Genomic DNA, 19,200 nt, shown 5'->3' with positions numbered 1-19,200 from the left:
CCCACGCGGAGCGTGGGAACGATCAGCGTGGGAACGATTATCAGACGACTTCAAGGTAGGAGCTATGAATCGCCCGCGCCAACTCCCGCACGGTGTCGATAAAATCCGTCAACCGGCTATGCAGCCCATCCTCCAGAATCTCATCAATCCCTGTATACCTCAGCCGCGCCTCAAACTCCGCCGCCAAACGCTGGGCCGTACGCCCATAACTCCCCGGCAGGTCCGCCAGGATATGGCTCAACTCCTCGATACACGCATGCAACGAGCGCGGCACATCACTGCGCAACAGCAACAACTCCGACACCGACCGCGCATTCAGCGCATTCGGGTACAGCTCGGTATACGCCTCAAACGACGACAGCGCCCGCAACAACGCGCTCCACTGGTAATACCCGCGTGCCGAAAGGTCGCTGACTTCCTCGGACTCTTCCCCAAACATTTCATACCGCGCGTCCAGCAAGCGCAACGTGTTATCCGCCCGCTCGACAAACGTCCCCAGCCGAATAAACCGATACGCATCGTTACGCATGATCGTCCCGGACGTCGCCCCACGAAACAGGTGCGAGCGCTGCTTCACCCAGTCACAAAAGTGGCTGATGCCATGCCGCGCCAACCCGCCGGCCGCAATACTGCGCATCTCCAGCCAGGTGGCGTTGAGGTTTTCCCACATATCAGCCGTGATCCGTCCCCGCACCGCATGGGCATTACCCCGTGCAGCCCGCAGGCAGTTGTAGATACTGGCGGGGTTTTCCTCGTCGAGGGCGAAGAAGTGCAGCATGCGCTCGGCGTCCAGTTGCTGATGGCGCTCAAGGTAACTGTCCAGGGTGCCGCTGCTGAGCAGCGACATGGCCAACTCGTCCAGCCCGTCACTGCGCCCGGCCTGGGGCATCAACGACAGCGAATAACTGACTTCCAGCATGCGCGCCAGGTTCTCGGCACGCTCCAGGTAACGGGACATCCAATACAGATCTGCGGCGGTTCTACTCAGCATACTCAGCCCTCCACCACCCAGGTGTCCTTGGTTCCGCCGCCTTGCGACGAGTTGACGATCAATGAGCCTTCGCGCAGCGCCACGCGGGTCAAGCCACCGGGCACCAGGCGGGTTTCCTTGCCCGAGAGCACGAACGGTCGCAGGTCGATATGCCGCGGCGCGATGCCGTTTTCGACAAACGTCGGGCAAGTGGACAGGCTCAAGGTCGGTTGGGCGATGTAGGCGTGAGGGCGGGCCTTGATACGCTGGCGGAAGTCCTCGATCTCGGCCGCGCTGGACGCCGGGCCCACCAGCATGCCGTAGCCGCCGGAACCCTGGGTTTCCTTGACCACCAGTTCCGGCAGGTGCGCCAGTACGTGGGACAGCTCATCCGGCTTGCGGCACTGGAACGTCGGCACGTTTTGCAGGACCGGCTCTTCATCCAGGTAGAACCGGATCATCTCCGGCACGTACGGGTAGATCGACTTGTCGTCCGCCACGCCGGTGCCGATCGCATTCGCCAGCACTACGTTGCCCGCGCAGTACGCCGCGACCAGGCCGGGCACGCCGAGCATCGAATCGGGGTTGAAAGCCTGCGGATCGAGGAAGGCATCGTCGATGCGGCGGTAGATCACATCCACGGCCTTGGGGCCGTCGGTGGTACGCATGAACACCTTGAGGTCGTGCACGAACAGGTCGGCGCCTTCCACCAGCTCCACGCCCATTTCCCGGGCCAGGAATGCATGCTCGAAGAACGCGCTGTTAAACCGGCCCGGCGTCAGCACCACCACATTCGGGTTGTCCAGGCGGCTGGAGCTTTTCAGGGTCTTGAGCAGCAGGTTGGGATAGTGGTCCACCGGGGCGATGCGTTGCTTGGCGAACACCTCGGGGAACAGGCGCATCATCATCTTGCGGTCTTCGAGCATGTAGCTCACGCCGCTGGGGGTACGCAGGTTGTCTTCGAGCACGTAGTAGGTGCCGTCGCCATCGCGCACCAGGTCGACCCCGGAGATGTGCGAGTAGATATCGCGGTGCAGGTCCAGGCCGACCATGGCTTTCTGGTATCCCTCGTTGCCCAGCACCTGATCGGCGGGAATGATCCCGGCCTTGATGATGCGTTGGTCGTGGTAGATGTCGGCAAGGAACATGTTCAGCGCATTCACCCGCTGGATACAGCCACGCTCGATGACACTCCACTCACTGGCGGGGATGCTGCGGGGGATGATATCGAAGGGGATCAGGCGCTCGGTGTCTTGCTCGTCGCCATACAGGGTGAAGGTGATCCCCGCGCGGTGAAACAGCAGGTCGGCTTCACGGCGGCGCTGGGCCAGCAGTTCTGGCGGCGTGTTGGCCAGCCAGCGGGAGAATTCCTGATAATGCGCACGGCAAACGCCTTGTGCGTCATTCATTTCATCAAAGAAAGATCGAGCCATTCCAATTACCTTGTCAGTGCCGGGACTAACTGCGCTTTGGCACTGCCGCTTTAGAAAACGCATTTTTTTATGAGCCCGTGGCTGATGGTGCCAGCAGGCCTGGTCCTTACTTTCTTTTGGGGTGGGCTCTGGGTCGGGGGGTAACGATTGCTCCTGTATCCGGGCAGATAAAGGACTAAAGCAATGCCTGTGCCATCCACCTTGTGGCGAGGGAGCTTGCTCCCGCTGGGCTGCGCAGGGGCCCCAAAAAGGAATCAGACCGCTGCGCACTGGAGCGCTGTCCCGGTCCAGCGGGCCCAAGCTCCCGCGCCACCGATGCGGCCCTATCGCCTCAAAACGGTGCACTGATTACTTGAACTTTGCACCAGCCCGGTTCTTCTAAACTGCTTCAAATGCCAGCACGGAGCACGGATGTGCCCAGAATCATCTCACCCGACACCCCGGAATCGAGCCTGACCGACCACAGCGAACACAACGCTAAGATTTTCGGTTCGCCCAAGGACCGTCTCGACTTTTACCGGCGTGAAATCCAGTACGAAACCAGCATCCTGGCCAACCGCACCGACGCCTACCTCACGGCCCAGTCATTCCTGGTGATCGCCTTCGTGTCCGGCATGGGCAACCTGAACCCCGAATGGGGCAAGCTGTTCACCCTGGTGGTGCCCGTGTTCCTGGCGACCCTGGGCATTCTCAGTTCCCTCAACGCCTGGCCGGGGATTCGGGCGGCCTACGAAATCATCGACCACTGGCATTACAAGCAGAGCGAACTGCTGCGCAGCGAGCCGGTGATGGGCCTGGCCTACGATGAGTCGCCACTGTTCAGTGAGATGGAGTCGTCCCACAAGGGCTATCGCAAGTCGCTGTTGTTCTCGATGCGCGCGCCCTGGCTGTTCATGGTGTTCTGGGTGATGCTGGGGGCCTACGCGTTTTACATCCAGGTGGACAACCCCGGCTCATAAGCAATTGGAACTTCACCGACCCGCACGGGACCTTACCTTTACGCAGTCTGCGTTTTCCAACAGAGGTGAGCCATGAGCACAGACAACGACCCGCAAACCAGCAACCGTAACGATCCCGCCATCGACCGCGGCGAACCGGCCCCCGGCACCGCGGCCGACGCGCCGAAAGACCCCAAGCCTGCCAGCGACCCCAAGGCCAAGGAAAACGACTACAGTCCAGACTTCAAGCCCGAGCGCGAGCCCAAGCCTGAAACCGATGCCGATATCGATACCCAAGGCGGTTAGAGGAGACGGTGATGTCAGTTGAAATAGACGAAGACGATGAACTCAATGACCCGGGCAATGAAGACCCAGGTTCATTGATGGATGATGCCGAAGTACCGCTTAACGACCTGGATGATGCCGCTGACGTCGGCAACACTGAAAACCAGGAGTAGACGTCATTGTTGTGCCTGGGCACGTCGTTCATACCACGCCAGCATCGGCTGCGTGCTGAGACCATGAACGACGATGCTCAGGGCAATGACTGACAGCGTCAGGTTCACCGCGACCGCACTGCTGGTGCCCACCAGCCCGTGGTTGATGGCATAGAACAGGTAGTAGATGCTGCCGATCCCGCGAATCCCGAACCAGCCCACCAGCCCGCGCTGATGGCGATTCAGCAAGCCGCCCCAGGGTATCGACAGCACGCTGAGGGGGCGAATCACGCAAAACAGCGCCGCCCCCACCGCCAGCGCCCGCCAGTCCCAATGGCTGATCAGCACCACGCCCAGCAAGGTCACCAGGAACACTTCCATCGAACGCTCTACCAGCCCACCAAAGGCGAGCATGTCGCCCATCATCACCCCGGCGGCGATTTGCGTGTCCTGCAGTTGCCCGACATCGCCATGCAACGCATGCTCCGGCTCAACTTCCATGTGGCCAACCACCGGCTGTGCCAGATGTTCCGCCGGGGTTTGTGAGTTGCCGGTGGACTTGAACTCGGCCTGGCGCAGGCCCAGGCCGGCGGCAAATACCGACAGGAAGCCGTAGCCGCCGATGGCTTCGGCCACCACATAGGCGAGGGCGATCAGGGCCAGCGTCAGGTAGTCATTCGGTGACAGGGTGCTGTCGGCATTGGTGATACGCATCTTCAGGGTGACGCGACCGATGCCACGCCCCATCCAGTAGCCCACGAGCAACCCGGCAGGTACGGCCCAGAGCAGGTTTTTCAGCACCCAGCCGCCCAGCCAGTCACCGTCGAACCCGCCGTGCTGCATGAAAATCAGCGCAAAGATCACGAACGGGAAGGCCGTGCCGTCGTTCAAGCCTGCCTCACCGGAAAGACCGAAGCGCAGCGCGTCATAATCCTGCGCGTTATTGACCTGCACCAGGCCCGCGAGCACCGGGTCGGTGGGCGCAAGGATCGCCCCCACCAGCAGTGAACCCCCCCACGACAACCCCAGCAGCCAATGCAGCACCAGGCACGTCCCGAGGATGGTCAAGAGCATCACCGGCCCGGCCATGCCAAACGCAATGCGCCAGGTTCGGTGCTTGAGGGGCAGGCGCAGTTTCAGCCCGCTGACGAACAGCGAAAACAGCACCGCGACTTCTGTCAGGTGTTCCATCCAACTGGCCGAGGCCTTGATGTCCAGATGCAGCAGGTCCATGCCCAGCGGGCCGATACCCACGCCGAGCAACAGGCACACCGCCGAGGTGGTGACCGGCATCCAGCGCAGGTAGGAGGAGGTGAGGGCGAGGGTGAGCAACACCGCGCCCAGTACGGCCATCCATAGGATGAAGGTCATTGAATAGTCCCGGGCATGGTCTGTGTGAACGTTTGAGGTTTGCCGGGAGAGAGAGGTTCAAAAAACGCGCATTGCCTGCTCGGGCAATGCGCGGTTTGTCAGGTCGCCAGGCGTGTTACGTTGGCATTGAGGGTGCTGTTTGGGGTGAAGGAGAAGGTGAACCCCGAGTCGAGAAACTTTTGCAGCCCGTCATTATCAAGACTGAATACCGTTGCACCGACCGATTGATCAAGAGTGCCAGTGGCATCGAACATGGCTTTGTCCAGGCCGGCTTGGTTGGTGTTGTAGATATAGAGCTTTCCATCACTGCTCTTTTGAATATAGGCGGTGTGTACGATATTGCCGTCTGCTTTATTGCTCATGAAGTTGATAACGCCTGATTCGGTAATGTCCGCGGGCCTGAATACGGCGCTGGTATTCTCGACAGTAATACCCATCAGATCCTTGTAGCGTTGCGTGTAATTGGAATCCCCGCTCCTGACCACACTGCCCAGCACGGCCTCGCGAGTTTTCAACGGGAGTGCATTGTCTGCCATCCCGACGAACATGGTTTTTTCGTAGCAGATTGTCCCGGTGTATCCCGTTTTGGCATGGAGCTTCTCCAGTTTGTCGCGAAGCGCTTCTACCGGCACGGCGTCAGCTTTGAAATTTTCCAGCGGCTCGCCAAAGGGCTGTCTGGTTTTCACATTCAAGGCGTGCCAATTACCGGTGGCGTCATCAAACTTCGCAAACACCTTGGCTTCTTCGGTCGCATTGGCCGCCTTGTAAGTGCCTTCGGCAATGCCGGGCTTTTTCGCCAGTGACGTCAGGTCGACACTGCGCAAGGCGCCACGCAGATGATTGACGCCGTTACGTCCAGCGGTCAGCGTGGTGCGCCCCAGCTTCAATGCACTCCGGGCCAGATCATCAGCCCCGCTCAACGGATTGAAACTCCCCAGCGCCGCGCGCCCGACAATCTTCGCGCCCTGGGCGAACTTGCTGAAAGCCGATGCGCCGGCGGCCACGGCCTTGGCCCCCCTGGCTGCCGCACCGAGGCCCACGGCAAACCCAAATATATCCAGGGCCAGGTCGCCGACACCTTCGCCGATGTTGCCGTTTTGAAAGTTGACGATTGCCGACCTCAAGGGGATCAGGTTGAGGAGGAATTCATTGACTTTCTTGTAAAAGGGAACCTCGGTATCAAGCGTGGTGACCCCCTCGGCCTCTTTTTTGAATGACCGGATATCAACATCCGTCACCATGGCATCGGCAATATAAGACGTTCGGGCACTGCCAAAGCTCTTGGGGTTGGCGTCCTGGATTTTTTCATCCGTCAACCCGGGTGCGTACTCGCCCGAAGGTATGACTTCTTCCAGGTCTTTATGGTAATGGGTGTGGTTGGAAGGTTGTTTGCCTGCCGTGAAGTCACCCAGGTCCGTACGCTCGGTAATCTTCGCGGTCCTGAGATTGATTTCGTAGGTGTGCACCTGGTTTTTGCGCCTGGTTTTCACCAGCAGGCAATTGTCTTCGGGCACCCGCTTGCGGGTTTCCTTGCCAAAGTTGTCCTTATCGACGTCGACTTCCCTGACCACTGTGATTTCGCCGTATTCCAGGTTTTTACGGTCTTCTTCAGGGAGCCGCGAAACCATCCACTTCACCTGGGCCGCGACGCTTTTTTCGATGCCGTCGGCGTATTCCCCGAACGCGTCCTGGAACACGTTCGGCATACTTGGCAGGTCTTTGGTTTTTTCCAGCACCTCGCTGAGGTTCAACGTACTGGATGAGGTCACCCAATGATTGTCAGCGGGGGGCGGGGGCCCAATTCCAAGTACCCCTACGGCCGGTGGTTCTTCGACGCCAGGTCGATGGTGAAGCGCGTCCTTCATATACAAGTCGAGGATCGAATAAGGCCCCGGGAAATCGCTATGGGCGGGTTCCAACGTGATGCTCTTGTCTTCCAGGGTTGCCGTATCCATGCCCGGCAGGGCTTTGCGCAATTGCTCCAGGGCCATTTCCTTGCGTAATGGCATCGGCATGCTCTGTGTTTGACTGGCCGCGCTCAGTTCGGTGATCTGCGCATCGAATGCATCGCGTACATCATTCATTTGGCCTTCGGTCACCGGATACGGCATACCGTTCGCGCTTCCCCAATCCTTGAGCGCCTCTTGCTGGGCGGCATATTCGACATAACGCTCCTGGGCGGAGACCGGCGCGACCTCAGCGTGGAGCATGACCTGCCCATAGGACATCCCTGCGGTTGAACCCGGAGACTGCGCTTCGATGCGTTCTACCGCGGTGACAAAACTGACCCAACTATGTGAACCCGGGGTGACCTGGTCCGGGATGTCTTTAACCAGGAACTCCGGAGCGCGGGTGGAGAGCAGCAGATGCGCTTGTAGCGCCGCTGCCTCGGGTGACGATGCCTTGCCGGTGCTGACAAGATGTTCGGCCAACCGGCTGACGATACCGGAGGCGGGTTTGCCCCAGGTACTGTTCCCGGTCACGGCAAAACCGGCGATGTGATGCCTGGACCTGGGGTCTGTCGCGCGGAACGAGTTGTCTTTGTCCACACTCATGGCTGCCAACAGCCAATCAGTGGCACTGCCTTTGATGGACTGCGCGTCAAATTTTGCCTGGAGGGCCTCGCCCAACGCCTTGCCCTTGGGGGAGCGGATCAGCGAGTCGAGCACCCGCTGCGGGTCAGCCAGCTCGGAAGGCGTGAACGACTTGCCCTGCATGAGGTATTCCACTACGTTCCTGGCGCCGTTCAAATCAACGTCGCCGATCTTGCCGCGGCGCAGGTCGGACCGCAGCTGATTCGCCGCCTCGGGCGCAAGCGGGGGCTGCCATTCCAGCGCACCGCCATAATTGCCATGGAGCGGCGCCTGGAGTTCAGGCCTGAGCAGATAATTCGTCAGGTTCTCCACCTCCTCGGGCGTGGTTGGCACGTCCCAGCCATTGATCTCAAGGAATTCCTTGAGGCTAATGGTGCTCCCTGAGTCGGTGCTCCCGACCTGGCGGTAAGCGCTGTCGGGGTGAAGCTCGACTTTATTCTTTTGCAGGTAGTCGAGAACGTCACCGCTCCCAATGCTGCCCGATCGAATCCGCTCAAGCAGGTAATTGAGTTCACGCCCCACGGTGTTCAGCGTCTGGGTATTGCCCACCAGGGCTTTCTGGCGCTCAACCTCATCCTCACCACGGGTTTCGTGCAGGTCCGCAAAACGCGGGCCGCTCACGCCGGTAAAAGCTTTGTCGCGCGCCAACTCATCTGCACGCTCGTGGGCATGATCCGGCAGGATATGTTCTTGCTCTTTGTAGAATTGGCTCACCAACCACAGGGGGGCACTGTTGCTGTTTTGGGAGAGCGGCGGTTTGAAGGGGATCGGGTTACCGTCGCCGATAACGCGTGCGGCGTCCCTGACCTGTGCGCCCACCTGCGCCCAGCCTTTGTCATCGGGGCCGTTGGGTTGCGCGGCGGCGGAGGGCCTGCGCTGGTAGGTGATCTTCCCGGTATTGGGGTCAATCATCACTGAATTGGGGTTTATCCCGTTTTCCCTCATCCAGTCACGGACTTGCGGGGACTCCATGGCACGCCCCAACTGCGACCACCACTGCCCGAACGTTGAGTTCGGCGGAATGTTCTCGACCATGATCGTGTCATCATGGCCGTCGCCCTTGACCTGACGCAGCGCGCTGGCTACCTGGCCTGCCAGTTCACCGTCGGCATCGGCACGCGGGCTGGGGATCCTGGTCCCGGGGGAGCCTGGCGCGGCATTTTCCGGCGCTGCGGCCTGGAGCCGCGCCGGGGGAAGCGGCTTGTCAGGTGCGTTCAAAGGAATGAAAGAAGCCGTAGCCTGAGTAGGAGCAATTGTCATAGGAGGGGGATCCGGTAATTTATCGAGTACACCCAAGCAGCGCTTCGCTCCAGCGGGTGTAACTCTTCGTACCCGATGCCCCCTCAGCGATTCCATCCCACTGGCATGCAGATTGATACGGCGTTTTACGCGCCCATGCTAAGGGTGCGCCGCGGTCCTCAGCCGAATCATGTCGATCAACTGGCGCAATCCCGGCTGCGACTGACGCCGGCTGGGGTAGTACATGCACAGCGGCGCGCCGATGCAGGCCCAGTCGGGCAGCACTTCCACCAGGCGCCCGTCGGCCAGTTCCGCCAGCACGCGATTCTCCAGGCAATAGGCGATACCCACGCCTTGCAGGGCCGCATCAACGATGGTCTGGGTGTCGGCCGCGCTGAAGTGGCCGGGCACATCGAGCCGCTGTTGGCGTGCGCCATTGCCCAGTTCCCATTTGTAGGTGGTCTTGTCGCCCAGGTACATGCGTACACAGGAGTGCGTGAGCAAGTCCCTGGGCACTGCAGGTGTCCCTGCCTGTGCGAGGTAGGCCGGGGAGGCGACCATGATCCAGCGCAGCTCGCCGGTCAGCGGCACGGCCACCATGTCCTGGGGCACCGTGGCGCCATAGCGGATTCCTGCGTCGTAGCCCTCTGCGACGATGTCGAGCATGCGGTCCTCGATCATCACGTCCAGGCGCAGTTGCGGGTAGGTGCGGGTGAACTCGCCGAGCACCGGCGAAATCAGCAGCACCGCGGCATCCCGGGGTACGTTCAGGCGCAGGCGGCCAATCGGCGCCTCGCGGTACAGTTCGAGGGTGTCGAGGCCGTCCTGGATCGTCGCAAAGCCGGCACTGAGTTTTTCCGCCAGTACCACGCCGGCATCGGTAGGCTCTACGGCGCGGCTGGTGCGATACAGCAACTTGACCCCCAGGCGCGTTTCCAGGTTGCGCATGGTGTGGCTCAGGGCCGAGGTGGTGACGCCAAGTTCATTGGCGGCATGCCGGAAACTGCGGCGACGGATGATCGCCATGAAGACATTCAGGTCGGCCAACTCGGAGCGATTGAACGCAGCCATATCAAGCACCTTTTATGGGGTTTGGGTTGCACGCGGCGTTGAGCCCGATTCAACCACGGATGATCTAGAGTAATCGTTTTTTTACTGATTGTTTCTGGCGGAGGCTTTTTCATGAGTATCGAAACCATCAAGATCCCGGGCATCGACAAGGCCGTCTCGCGGATTGCCCTGGGCACCTGGTCCATGGGTGGCTCGATGTGGGGCGGCGCCGATAATGAGGTCTCGGTCAAGACCATTCGCCATGCGCTGGCCAGCGGCATCAACTTTATCGACAGTGCGCCGGTCTACGGCCTTGGGCTGTCGGAAGAACTGATCGGCCGGGCCCTGCGCGGCGTACGCCACACGGCGGTGATCGCCACCAAGGCCGGGTTGCAATGGGACGACGGCACGGTGCGCCGCAATGCCACGGCCCGACGTATCCGCAAGGAAATCGAAGACTCACTGCTGCGCCTCGAAACCGACTACATCGACCTCTACCAGATTCACTGGCCCGACCCGTTGGTAGCTCAGGAGGAAACCGCCGGCGAGCTGGAAAAACTGCGCCGTGAAGGCAAGATCCTTGCCGTGGGGGTGAGCAATTATTCGCCTGCGCAAATGGACGATTTCCGCCAGTACACGCACCTGGACACCGTGCAGCCGCCCTACAACCTGTTTGAGCGGGCGATCGACAGCGATATCCTGCCGTACGCCAAGCAAAATTCACTGGTGGTTTTGGCTTACGGTTCGCTGTGCCGGGGTTTGTTGAGCGGCAGCATGCACGCGGCCACGGGTTTTACCGGGGATGACGTGCGCAAGCTCGACCCGAAATTCAAGGCGCCACGCTTTGAGCAGTACCTGGCGGCGGTCGCGGCATTGGACGTGTACGCTCGCGAATGCCACGGCAAGTCTGTGCTGGCCCTGGCGTTGCGCTGGGTGCTGGACCAGGGCCCCACGGTTGCACTGTGGGGCGCCCGCCGGCCGGAGCAGCTCAAAGGCGTTGAAGATGCGTTCGGCTGGCAGCTCACGGCCGACGACCTGCAACATATCGACCGTATTCTGGCCAGCACGATAAAAGACCCGGTAGGGCCGGAGTTCATGGCCCCGGCCCAGCGTTAACCTTTGCGACAGGGATGTCTTGCAGCTGCAAAACAACAAAAGACATTCCTTTGGCGTTGAGGTTTTTGGCATGAAGCGCGGTCCCTTGTTCAAGATCATGGGTGGTTTGCTGTGTGTGGTGGCGGTGGCAGCCGCCTGGAAATGGCGCGGCAATCCCGATGTGCTGTGGCAGATCGTCAGCCGTCAATGCGTGCCCGACCAGAACCAGCACCAGAATCCGCGCCCCTGCCTCGAGGTTGATCCGGACAAGGGGTTCGCGCTGCTCAAGGACCTCAACGGCCCGTACCAGGACTTACTGATCCCCACCGATAAAGTCACCGGAATCGAAGACGTCGCGCTGGCCCGGGACTTGTTGCCGCATTACTTTGCCCAGGCCTGGAAACACCACGATGTACTCTCGGCCGGCCTGCAAACACCGATTGCCGACCGTTATGTATCCCTGGCGATCAACTCGCGGTATGGCCGCACGCAAAACCAGTTGCACATTCATATCGCCTGCCTGCGCCCCGACATTTTCAACACCCTCAACGAACGCGCGGCAACCCTCGACGAGCACTGGCAAACCCTGCCGGTAAAACTGCAGGGGCATACCTACAGTGCCCGTACGTTGTCGGCGGTGGAATTCGACCTGCGCGACCCATTGGCCATCCTGAATGACTACGTGCAGGCCCAGGGCGACGCCATGGCCAGTTACAGCTTGCTGTTGGCACCGGCGCCGAACGGCAACTTCGTACTGTTGACCACGCGGTTGACGCTCAAGGAATGGAACCTGGCCTCCGCCGAAGAACTGCAGGACCGCCAGTGCAACCTGATGGGCAAACCACCACAACGACCTGTTTTAGCTGTTAACGACATCCGGTGAAGTTTGCCGTTGAACGAGTGTTCAGTTTCAATTATGTTGGCTGCACCCCCTGCCTGGTAACAGGCGGGCTTGCGCTTTTTCTGATTGAACGAGAGGCACTGGCATGCGGTTTTCACCTTTTGTCGAGCGAATTGCAGGGCAGGGCGTAGCCGCCTGGGACATCCACCACGCTGCCTTCCAGGCCAGCAGCAAAGGCGAAGACATCATCATCCTGAGTGTGGGCGATCCGGATTTCGCCACACCCTCGTTCATCACCGACGCCGCCGTCGAGGCCCTGCGCCAGGGCGACACCCACTACACCGAAATCCCCGGCCGCCCGGCACTGCGCGATGCCATCGCTGCACGCTACAGCCAGTCCCTGGCTCGCCCGCTCAACGCTGAAAACGTCATCACCGTGGCCGGTGCGCAGAACGCCTTGTTCGTCACCTCGCTGTGCCTGTTGCAGGCCGGTGATGAAGTGATCGTGCTCGACCCGATGTACGTCACCTACGAAGCGACCCTCAAGGCCAGCGGCGCAACGCTGGTGCGGGTGCCGTGTTCCGCCGACTCGGGCTTTCGCCTCGACCCGGCACTGCTGGCTGCCGCCATTACGCCTCGCACCCGGGCGATCTTCTTCTCCAACCCCAACAATCCCACCGGCGTTGTCCTCAACCCTCAGGAATTGCAGGTGATCGCCGACCTGGCGATCGAGCATGAACTGTGGGTAGTGGTGGACGAGGTCTACGAAAGCCTGGTGTTCGATGGCGACTACCATAGCCTGGCCGCGTTGCCGGGCATGGCCGATCGCTGCATCGTGATCGGCAGCCTGTCCAAGTCCCATGCCATGACCGGCTGGCGCATCGGCTGGATCGTCGCCGCGCCTGCGATGGTGGCCCACGCGGAAACCCTGGTATTGAGCATGCTCTACGGCTTGCCGGGGTTCGTGATGGAGGCCGCGACCGCCGCCGTGCTGGCCCACGATGAAGTCACCCAGGGCATGCGCGAAACCTACCGCCGCCGCCGCGACCTGGTGGTAGCAGGCCTCGGCGGTTGCCCGGGCATTCACGTGCGGGCCCCGCAGGCAGGCATGTTCGTGTTGGTGGATGTGCGGGACACCGGCCTCGGCTCCCTGGATTTCGCCTGGCGGCTGTTCCGCGAAGCAGGGGTTTCCGTGCTGGATGCCGCGGCCTTCGGCGAGCCGGCCCAGGGGTTTGTGCGGCTGTCGTTTACCCTGGGTGAAGCGCGACTGGCCGAAGCCTGTGAACGTATCAGCCGCTTCGTCGCCAAGCTCGCCGGAGAACCGCGAATCGAGCCTGCGGCGAAAATCATCAGCGTACAGCCGGTGGCTGCGAAGAAGATGATTGAGGTGCTCGACCTGCATAAACGCTTTGGCAATATCGAGGTGCTCAAGGGCATCTCCCTGACCGCCCACGAAGGCGAGGTGATCTCGCTGATCGGCGCCAGCGGCTCGGGCAAAAGTACCTTGCTGCGCTGCATCAACATGCTCGAAGTGCCGGACCAGGGCAGCATCCACGTCGACGGTGAAAGCATCAAGCTCAACTACGGCCGGCCCGGCGCACCGCTGGTGGCCGACGCCAGGCAACTGGTGCGGATTCGCTCGACACTCGGCATGGTGTTCCAGAACTTCAACTTGTGGCCCCATCGCACCGTGCTGGAGAACCTGATCGAAGCGCCGACCCAGGTGCTGCGCGAAAGCCGGGCCGAAGCCATCGAGCGCGCCGAAGCCTTGCTCGACCGGGTTGGCCTGGCCGCCAAGCGCAATGAATACCCGGCGTTCCTCTCCGGCGGCCAGCAGCAGCGGGTGGCCATCGCCCGAGCCCTGGCCATGCGCCCCAAAGTCATGCTGTTCGACGAACCCACCTCGGCCCTCGACCCGGAGCTGGTGGGCGAAGTCCTGCGGGTGATTCGCTCCCTGGCCGAAGAAGGCCGCACCATGATCCTAGTGACCCATGAAATGGCGTTCGCCCGGGATGTGTCATCCAAAGTCGCGTTTTTGCATCAAGGCCTGATCGAGGAAACCGGCTCGCCGGACTCGGTGTTTATCGACCCACGCAGTGAACGTTGCCGGCAGTTCGTCAACGCGCATCAAACTCGCTAACTCCAAAAAAAGACGGGGCAAGATCATGAAATCCAAACGATTGGCAAAGTGGTTGAGCAGTGCTGTGTTGATGCTGGCGGCAGGTACTGCGTTGGCGGCGGAGAAACCCATTGTGTTCGCGGTGGCGGCAGAACCCTACCCACCGTTCACGGTAAAGGGCGGCAATGGTGAGTGGACGGGCTTTGAAGTCGACCTGATCCATAAGCTCTGCGGCTTGATGAAGGCTGAGTGCCAGATCAAGGAAGTGGCCTGGGACGGGATTATTCCGTCGCTGCTGGCGAAGAAAATCGACGTGATTTTCTCCTCGATGTCGGTCACCGAAGAGCGCGAAAAACAGATCGCCTTCAGCCGCGCCTACTACGATTCGCTGCTGGGCATTGCCGGCCCCAAGGGCACCACGGTCGAAGTCTCGCCGGCAGGGCTGAAGGGCAAGATCATCGGCGTGCAGATCTCTACGGTCAGCGCCAACTACCTGAAGAAGTACTACGAGAATATTGCTGACCTGAAGTACTACGACACCCAGGAATCGGCCAACGCCGACCTGATTGCCGGGCGCACCGACCTGATGATGGCCGACGGCGTCGCCATCGCCATGATGGTCAAGACCCCTGAGGCCCAGGGCCTGGCCGAAATCGCCGAAGTGCCTTACGACCCGATCATCGGCCGCGGCGTGGGGGCCGGTCTGCGCAAGGAAGACACCGAACTCAAGGCCCGGCTCGACAAGGCCATCGGTGAGTTGCTGGTGAGCAAGGACTACGCCGACCTGTCCCAGAGCGTGTTTGGGGTATCGGTCAGCCCGTGCAAACGCGCCGACACCCCGGCGTACGTCAGCAAGGTATGTGACAGCCCCTACACAAACTAACCCGGTAGAAAGGGAGTGCTTGTGGCGAGGGAGCTCCCTCGTCACAGGGTCACCGCGTGTCATCGAAATAGGGAGCCGCGATGTTCGATCTACTCAACTTCAGCGAACAAGGCTGGGGCAATGCACTGCTCAAAGGGCTTTGGATGACCCTGCAGATCTCCGCCGGCTCGTTTGCGGTGGGGCTGCTGATCGGCCTGGTGGTGGCCTGCGCCAAGCTCAGTGCACCGCGCCCGATAGCCATGCTGATGCGCGGCTACACCACGGTGTTTCGCGCGGTGCCCGAGTTGCTGCTGATCCTGCTGCTGTATTACGCAGGCTCGATGGGCCTCAACGCATTGATGCTGTGGCTGGGGTTTGCGCAGTTCAACATCAGCGGCCCGCTGGTAGCGGTCCTGGTACTGGGGCTGGTGCAAGGCGCGTACGCCTCGGAGATTTTCCGCGCGGCGATCCTCGCGATTCCCCATGGCCAGATCGAAGCGGCGCGGGCGTTTGGCTTGAGCGGCTTTGGCCTGTTCCGTCGGGTGACCCTGCCGATCATGGCGCCATACGCCCTGGCGGGGATGTCCAACCTGTGGATCAATCTGATCAAGGACAGCGCGCTGATCAGCGTAGTGGGCACCAACGAACTGCTGTACACCGCCAAACAGGCGGCGGGCTCGACCCGGCATTACCTGTTGTTCTACCTCACGGCCGCCGCCTTGTATTACCTGGTGACACTGGCCTCCAACTACCTGTCCGGGCGCCTGGAGCGACGTATTCGTCGCTGGATGCCGGTTGTCGAGTGAGCCGCACATGCCTGAGTGGATAAGTTATTACGCAGGACTGATCGCCAAGGGCTTGCAGACGACGCTGTCGCTGCTGGTGATCTCGGCAGTGCTCGGCTTCGCCCTGGCGGTGCTGGTAGCGCTGGCGCGGCTGTCCCGGCGCAAGTGGCTGGCCCGTTGCGCACTGGGCTACACCAGTGTGCTGCGGGGCACGCCGTTGCTGATCCAGATCTACATCTTCTATTACGGCCTGGGCAGCCTGTTTGCCCAGTTCCCGATGATTCGCGGGAGTTTCCTCTGGCCGTTCCTGCGGGACGGTTACTGGTACATCGTGTTCGCCCTGGTGTTGTCGGTGGGCGCGTACGTCGGTGAAGTGATTCGCGGCGGGCTGCTGGCCGTGCCCAAGGGTGAAATGGAAGCCGCCTCGGCGTTCGGCATGACGCCACGCCAGGCACTGTTGCGGGTGCGCCTGCCACGGGCCATGCGCCTGCTGCTGCCGACCCTGGCGGGGGAGACGGTGATGCTGCTCAAGTCCACGGCGCTGGCCTCGACCATTGCCGTGGTCGACCTGCTTGGCGCCGCCAACGTGGTACGCGCCCAGACCTTGCAGATCTACCAGCCGCTGCTGCTGGTGGCCGGGGTCTACCTGTGCCTGACCTTTTTGATTGAAGCCCTGTACGCCATTGCCGAGCGACGCGGCACACCGTTGCGCAGGTCTGCCGGATGAAAACCGATCGCTCGTTGCAAGGGATTGCCCTGTGCTCGCTGGCCTATGCGTTCCTGGCGCTGCAGGACGCCGGGATCAAATGGCTGGTGGCCGACTATTCAGTGTTCACCATCCTGTTCTGGCGCAGCCTGGTGGTGGTCGCCGCGTGCGTGATCGCCGGGCGAATGGGTTTGCTCAAGCGTGCCTGGCACTCGGTCAGCCGCAAGCTGTTGATCATCCGCGGCCTGCTGTCGCTGCTGGCCTGGCTGCTGTACTACACCGCCGCCAGAGACCTGACCCTGGCGGAAATGACCACGCTGTATTTTTCCGCACCGATCATGGTCACGTTGCTCGCGGCATTGATCCTCAAGGAGCGCGCCAGTCGCGGCCAGTGGATTTCGCTGATCATCGGCTTTGTCGGCGTGGTGATCGCTTGTCGCCCCAGCAACATGCTCGATCCGTTGCCAATCGCCCTGACATTGGCGGCAGCACTGTGCTGGGCGTTTACCTATATCCAGTTGCGCCAGGTGGACGACAACACCTCGGTGCTGGAGCAGATGCTGATCACCAATGTGGTGTTTGTGATCTGCATGGCGCTGACGCTGCCCTGGACCCACACGCCATCGCCGACCCCGGCATGGCTGGGGATGCTCGGCGCGGGGCTGGTGGGCGGGATTGGCCAGTTCCTGCTGTTTGCGAGCTTCCGCCGGGCCACGGCGACGCTGCTGGCGCCGTTCGAGTACACCGGGTTGATCTGGGCGTTCCTGCTCTCGAGCCTGGTCTGGGGCACGGTGATGGACGTGTCGCTGATTTTCGGCGCCGTGCTGATCGCCATCAGCGGCACCCTGGCCATGCTCAGCGCCCGGCACCCCGTGTCACAGGATGTGGTCGGCGCCGAATGCTCCGTGACGCAGCCCCTGTATCCAGCAACGGCAGATGTGCAGCCCGTTGGCGGGGCTGAAGGTGCCGGGGTTGAGGCACCACTCGAGCCAGAGTCCGTCGAGCATCGCCGATAAGCCGATGGCGGCCAGGCGCGTGTCGTGGATCACGAAGCCTTCGCTCTCGGCCAGGTCGTCGAGCAACTGGCGGATCAGGTCGAGGTAGGCGCGGTAGCTTTTTTCATGGGAGTCATTCACGTGGTTCGAGTGGCGGATCAGGCTCCAGAACACCACCCAGACGCCCAACAGTTTCGGGTCCATGACCCGCGAGGAAAACGAACCGGCGAGGAATGCATCGAGCCGCGCGGCAGGGCCCACGGCCTGGTCCACTTCCTGCCACAGGGCGGTGGTCAGTTCGCTGGCGAGTTTGTGGTAGGTCTCGGCGATCAGTGCATCGATGCTGCCGAAATGGTGATTGAGCAACCCCACCGAAACCCCGGCTTCAGCGGCGATGCGCCGCACGGAAATGCCGGCATGCCCGTCACGGGCGAGGCTGGTGAGGGTGGCGGCAATCAACAGGTCGCGACGGTCTTCGGCCACAGGCACACCCTCGGTGAAGATACATGGTTGAACGTGTGTTCAATATATACCTGCAGAACCAACAAGAGGAGGGCAACGGCATGGCAAAAGACCTTTCGTGGCAAGTCCCCGGGGATTCCGGGAACACCCTGCACATTGGCGCCTGGCGCTTCGAGGGTGACGGCGACGGCCCTCGGGTGCACCTGCAGGCCGGTGTGCATGCCGATGAAATCGCCGGGATGCTGGTGTTGCATCAACTGCTGCCGCGTTTGCAGGCCTGCCAGGATCAGGGGCGGCTCAAGGGCACGGTGACGGTGGTGCCCCAGGCCAACCCGTTTGGCATTGGCCAGTTTCGCCAGGGGCGGTTGTTGGGGCGGTTTCACGAAGCCACCGGGCAGAATTTCAACCGGGCGTTTGATCATTCATTGGCCATGGAGCGGCCGGCCAGCAACCTGGCGCAATGGCAGAAAAGCCTGGTGCAACTGGCCGCCGATGCTGACCTGGTGCTGGACCTGCACACCGATGATGAAGCCCTGCCATATCTCTACATCCACCGCAGCTTTTGGCCCGCGGGCCGGGCGCTTGCGGCGGCGTTGCAGGTGGATGTGGTGATTGTCTGGGACGAGGGTGGTGATGGGTCGTTTGAGGAGACCATCATTGATCATGGGCAGCCGCGGTTGGCGGCGACGATTGAATTGCGTGGGCAGGCGGATGTGAGTGATGCCCTGGCCGGGCAGGATGGTGATGGGATCTGGGCTTGGCTCTGCGCCAGCGGGGTGATTGATGAGGCGCCAGTGATTACGCAATGGCACGGGCAGGTGGTGGATATGGGCTGTATGGAGACCATCCTGGCGCCGTGTGCCGGGGTGTTGGTGTTTGAAAAAGGTTTGGGTGAACAGGTGGAAGAGGGTGAGCGGTTTGCGCGGATTATTCGGCGGCCTGGGGATCCGGCTTCTGAGGTTGTGCTGCATGCGGCGCAAACCGGGCGGATGGTGACGGGGCATCGGGAGCGGCTGGTTTCACAGGGTTCGGTGGTGGCCAAGTTTACCGGGACGCGGTTGTCTGAGGGGTACAGCGGGGGGGTGTTGGATCCTTAGGCGGGAGTACATATCCGTTTCTTCGGTTATGGCTGGTATTGGTTCCGCTCTTACAGCGGCTCACTTTTGAAGAGCGCAAAAGTAAGCAAAACGCTCTTGCCCCACCACTCGGCTCCTCGCTTAGGCTCGGAGTGCCTAAGATCAAAATCAAAAGCTAAAGCGGGCACGGTTCAAATGTGGGAGCTGGCTTGTCGGGTCGCCGCATC

Annotated in this window: 16 protein-coding genes and 1 pseudogene; 11 read left to right on the top strand and 6 right to left on the bottom strand. The window is 61.3% G+C overall.

Features of this window, described 5'->3' with window-relative positions; all coding sequences use genetic code 11:
- Positions 1 to 40: 40 nt before the first annotated feature.
- Both HX821_RS24635 and HX821_RS24630 read right to left on the bottom strand, forming a co-directional pair.
- Entirely contained in the window at positions 41 to 991 is a 951-nt protein-coding gene (locus HX821_RS24635) for an alpha-E domain-containing protein (protein WP_003217078.1), read from the bottom strand.
- 2 nt (positions 992 to 993) lie between these two features.
- Positions 994 to 2,403 (bottom strand): circularly permuted type 2 ATP-grasp protein, encoded by a 1,410-nt coding sequence (locus tag HX821_RS24630; RefSeq protein ID WP_003217076.1) that lies wholly within the window; start codon positions 2,401 to 2,403, stop codon positions 994 to 996.
- Positions 2,404 to 2,816: 413 nt separating this feature from the next.
- Here HX821_RS24630 and HX821_RS24625 point away from each other — a divergent pair, with 413 nt between their 5' ends.
- The 3 genes from HX821_RS24625 to HX821_RS24615 all read left to right on the top strand — a co-directional run bounded on the left by HX821_RS24625 (position 2,817) and on the right by HX821_RS24615 (position 3,799).
- Positions 2,817 to 3,362, top strand: coding sequence for a hypothetical protein (locus HX821_RS24625; RefSeq protein WP_003217074.1), 546 nt, complete (start codon positions 2,817 to 2,819; stop codon positions 3,360 to 3,362).
- A gap of 72 nt (positions 3,363 to 3,434) precedes the next feature.
- Entirely contained in the window at positions 3,435 to 3,647 is a 213-nt protein-coding gene (locus HX821_RS24620; RefSeq protein WP_003217072.1) for a hypothetical protein, read from the top strand.
- Between the two features lie 11 nt (positions 3,648 to 3,658).
- Positions 3,659 to 3,799: a hypothetical protein gene (locus HX821_RS24615; RefSeq protein WP_003217070.1), complete on the top strand. Its 141-nt coding sequence runs from the start codon at positions 3,659 to 3,661 to the stop codon at positions 3,797 to 3,799.
- 3 nt (positions 3,800 to 3,802) lie between these two features.
- On the opposite strand, the gene HX821_RS24610 is transcribed toward HX821_RS24615, so the two are convergent.
- The 3 genes from HX821_RS24610 to HX821_RS24600 all read right to left on the bottom strand — a co-directional run bounded on the left by HX821_RS24610 (position 3,803) and on the right by HX821_RS24600 (position 10,053).
- Positions 3,803 to 5,149, bottom strand: a complete 1,347-nt coding sequence (locus tag HX821_RS24610; RefSeq protein ID WP_177036621.1) for a sodium:proton antiporter — start codon at positions 5,147 to 5,149, stop codon at positions 3,803 to 3,805.
- A 98-nt stretch (positions 5,150 to 5,247) separates the two neighbouring features.
- Positions 5,248 to 9,003: a hypothetical protein gene (locus HX821_RS24605; RefSeq protein WP_256344345.1), complete on the bottom strand. Its 3,756-nt coding sequence runs from the start codon at positions 9,001 to 9,003 to the stop codon at positions 5,248 to 5,250.
- A 138-nt stretch (positions 9,004 to 9,141) separates the two neighbouring features.
- Positions 9,142 to 10,053, bottom strand: a complete 912-nt coding sequence (locus tag HX821_RS24600; protein WP_102604648.1) for a LysR family transcriptional regulator — start codon at positions 10,051 to 10,053, stop codon at positions 9,142 to 9,144.
- 111 nt (positions 10,054 to 10,164) lie between these two features.
- Here HX821_RS24600 and HX821_RS24595 point away from each other — a divergent pair, with 111 nt between their 5' ends.
- The 7 genes from HX821_RS24595 (at position 10,165) to HX821_RS31890 (ending at position 17,456) form a co-directional block, all read left to right on the top strand.
- Positions 10,165 to 11,148: an aldo/keto reductase gene (locus HX821_RS24595; protein WP_003217060.1), complete on the top strand. Its 984-nt coding sequence runs from the start codon at positions 10,165 to 10,167 to the stop codon at positions 11,146 to 11,148.
- A gap of 70 nt (positions 11,149 to 11,218) precedes the next feature.
- A complete protein-coding gene (locus HX821_RS24590; RefSeq protein WP_177036619.1) occupies positions 11,219 to 12,010 on the top strand; it encodes a CDP-diacylglycerol diphosphatase in 792 nt (263 codons plus the stop codon).
- Between the two features lie 103 nt (positions 12,011 to 12,113).
- Positions 12,114 to 14,108, top strand: coding sequence for an aminotransferase class I/II-fold pyridoxal phosphate-dependent enzyme (locus HX821_RS31940; RefSeq protein ID WP_177036617.1), 1,995 nt, complete (start codon positions 12,114 to 12,116; stop codon positions 14,106 to 14,108).
- A gap of 25 nt (positions 14,109 to 14,133) precedes the next feature.
- Positions 14,134 to 14,970 (top strand): transporter substrate-binding domain-containing protein, encoded by an 837-nt coding sequence (locus tag HX821_RS24580; RefSeq protein WP_087692319.1) that lies wholly within the window; start codon positions 14,134 to 14,136, stop codon positions 14,968 to 14,970.
- Between the two features lie 80 nt (positions 14,971 to 15,050).
- Positions 15,051 to 15,755 carry an ABC transporter permease gene (locus HX821_RS24575; protein ID WP_134326647.1) on the top strand — a complete coding sequence of 235 codons (705 nt, stop codon included), beginning with the start codon at positions 15,051 to 15,053 and terminating at the stop codon, positions 15,753 to 15,755.
- 7 nt (positions 15,756 to 15,762) lie between these two features.
- A complete protein-coding gene (locus HX821_RS24570; protein ID WP_003217050.1) occupies positions 15,763 to 16,461 on the top strand; it encodes an ABC transporter permease in 699 nt (232 codons plus the stop codon).
- Positions 16,458 to 17,456, top strand: a complete 999-nt coding sequence (locus HX821_RS31890; RefSeq protein ID WP_008433732.1) for a DMT family transporter — start codon at positions 16,458 to 16,460, stop codon at positions 17,454 to 17,456. The genes HX821_RS24570 and HX821_RS31890 overlap by 4 nt, the downstream gene beginning before the upstream one ends.
- Here HX821_RS31890 and HX821_RS24565 read toward each other — a convergent pair.
- A pseudogene (locus tag HX821_RS24565) lies at positions 17,412 to 17,840 on the bottom strand (TetR family transcriptional regulator C-terminal domain-containing protein); the annotation flags it as partial. The gene HX821_RS31890 and the pseudogene HX821_RS24565 sit on opposite strands and share 45 nt — an antisense overlap.
- 158 nt (positions 17,841 to 17,998) lie before the next feature.
- Here HX821_RS24565 and HX821_RS24560 point away from each other — a divergent pair.
- Positions 17,999 to 18,994 carry a succinylglutamate desuccinylase/aspartoacylase family protein gene (locus HX821_RS24560; protein WP_023658850.1) on the top strand — a complete coding sequence of 332 codons (996 nt, stop codon included), beginning with the start codon at positions 17,999 to 18,001 and terminating at the stop codon, positions 18,992 to 18,994.
- Positions 18,995 to 19,200: the final 206 nt, after the last annotated feature.

Source organism: Pseudomonas sp. B6001 (assembly GCF_013386015.1).
Lineage (GTDB): Bacteria > Pseudomonadota > Gammaproteobacteria > Pseudomonadales > Pseudomonadaceae > Aquipseudomonas.
Note: the sequence above shows the minus strand (reverse complement) of the source record. Positions and strands in the feature narration are given on the sequence as shown.

Coding starts and splice junctions, on each gene's coding strand:
- HX821_RS24605 (WP_256344345.1), bottom strand. CDS start 9,003: ATGACAATTGCTCCTACTCAGGCTACGGCTTCTTTCATTCCTTTGAAC.
- HX821_RS24570 (WP_003217050.1), top strand. CDS start 15,763: ATGCCTGAGTGGATAAGTTATTACGCAGGACTGATCGCCAAGGGCTTG.
- HX821_RS24635 (WP_003217078.1), bottom strand. CDS start 991: ATGCTGAGTAGAACCGCCGCAGATCTGTATTGGATGTCCCGTTACCTG.
- HX821_RS24620 (WP_003217072.1), top strand. CDS start 3,435: ATGAGCACAGACAACGACCCGCAAACCAGCAACCGTAACGATCCCGCC.
- HX821_RS24600 (WP_102604648.1), bottom strand. CDS start 10,053: ATGGCTGCGTTCAATCGCTCCGAGTTGGCCGACCTGAATGTCTTCATG.
- HX821_RS24580 (WP_087692319.1), top strand. CDS start 14,134: ATGAAATCCAAACGATTGGCAAAGTGGTTGAGCAGTGCTGTGTTGATG.
- HX821_RS24615 (WP_003217070.1), top strand. CDS start 3,659: ATGTCAGTTGAAATAGACGAAGACGATGAACTCAATGACCCGGGCAAT.
- HX821_RS24630 (WP_003217076.1), bottom strand. CDS start 2,403: ATGGCTCGATCTTTCTTTGATGAAATGAATGACGCACAAGGCGTTTGC.
- HX821_RS31890 (WP_008433732.1), top strand. CDS start 16,458: ATGAAAACCGATCGCTCGTTGCAAGGGATTGCCCTGTGCTCGCTGGCC.
- HX821_RS24575 (WP_134326647.1), top strand. CDS start 15,051: ATGTTCGATCTACTCAACTTCAGCGAACAAGGCTGGGGCAATGCACTG.
- HX821_RS24595 (WP_003217060.1), top strand. CDS start 10,165: ATGAGTATCGAAACCATCAAGATCCCGGGCATCGACAAGGCCGTCTCG.
- HX821_RS24590 (WP_177036619.1), top strand. CDS start 11,219: ATGAAGCGCGGTCCCTTGTTCAAGATCATGGGTGGTTTGCTGTGTGTG.
- HX821_RS31940 (WP_177036617.1), top strand. CDS start 12,114: ATGCGGTTTTCACCTTTTGTCGAGCGAATTGCAGGGCAGGGCGTAGCC.
- HX821_RS24610 (WP_177036621.1), bottom strand. CDS start 5,149: ATGACCTTCATCCTATGGATGGCCGTACTGGGCGCGGTGTTGCTCACC.
- HX821_RS24560 (WP_023658850.1), top strand. CDS start 17,999: ATGGCAAAAGACCTTTCGTGGCAAGTCCCCGGGGATTCCGGGAACACC.